The sequence below is a fragment of the Pseudomonas sp. genome, from assembly GCF_037994325.1.
GTDB lineage: Bacteria > Pseudomonadota > Gammaproteobacteria > Pseudomonadales > Pseudomonadaceae > Aquipseudomonas.
In genome coordinates, this window is sequence record NZ_JBBNAH010000118.1 from 1 (window position 1) to 1,123 (window position 1,123).

The 1,123-nt window shown below is 56.3% G+C and carries 1 protein-coding gene; it reads left to right on the forward strand.

Annotation, left to right across the window (positions count from 1 at the left end; translation table 11 throughout):
* On the forward strand, nucleotides 1-1,123 hold a 1,123-nt coding region (locus AAAB16_RS03865), incomplete at both ends, for an ImpA family metalloprotease (protein WP_340662157.1).

Below are 1,123 nucleotides of genomic sequence, written 5' to 3' on the forward strand. Positions count from 1 at the left end.
CCTCATTGCAGGTTGGCTTCAATACCCAATGGCCTGGGTCGACGCGACTGTGGGAAACCAACGGATATGATCGGCCTTACTACCTGAAAAGCCCTGCAATCCGTCTTCAGCCGGGAATGCCTTTGGCTCTCGTAACCCCGTACGGTGGTCCACTGCAACTGCACTACAGCGGCGCGAAGCCGGGGCAAAAGGTCACTGTCAAAGTAGTCGGCGTGGCACAGCATCCGTTCCTCGATATCCGTTGGGGGGAAGACAATAGCCAGGCCATTGCTGATTTCACTCAGGTCTGGAGTATGGGTAACTCCGACTGGATGGAGATACGTGGTGGTTCGGTGGAAGTCCACGCCAAGGTCAGTCTGATGGACGAAGTGCTGAAGGATGGTATCCAGAAGTTTATTAACGAGTTCGACGACTTGTTTGTCCGCGGGGCCTACAGTTTGGCCGGCTTTGCCATGCCGGGGCGGTCGCTGAGCCCGGCCATTCTTCAAACGTGTCAAGCGCTCGGGTGGGACTGCACAAGCGAGACGCTGCACAGAATGCCAGGGACCCAACACATTAACGTCGACGCGCGTGCTCGTTGTGGTATTGGTTGCGGCGGCAATCCTTACGACCAGACCTGGGGGCTGAGTCCTCGCGGTTGGGGTGAAAGCCATGAGCTGGGACATAATCTGCAGGAATCACGTCTGAAAGTGTACGGCGACCTCTCTGACGAGGTGTCCAATCAGATTTTCCCGCTGCAGAAAAACTGGCGAATCTTTAATGAGTATGGCGCGGATCAATCGCCTCAGCGGGTAAAGTACCGTTCCGCCTTCGATCTGATTAAGGCTGGCCGCGCCGAGGCAGACCCTGTTGAGGGTGTCTACAAACGCCTTTGGTCGGACACCGCGTATGCCGTTCAAAACGGTGAACGCATGGCGTTTTATACCCAATGGTCGCACTACTGGGCCGAGATGAAGGCTAATCCTGGGCAAGCTTGGGACGTCTGGACGCTGATGTATCTTCACGAGCGCCTGGTGAGCGATGCGGACTGGGAAAGCAACAAGGCCAAGCTCGGCTATGGCACCTATGCGTCACGCCCTGGAAGTAATGGCAACGACAACCTGCTGATTGGCATGTCTTGGCT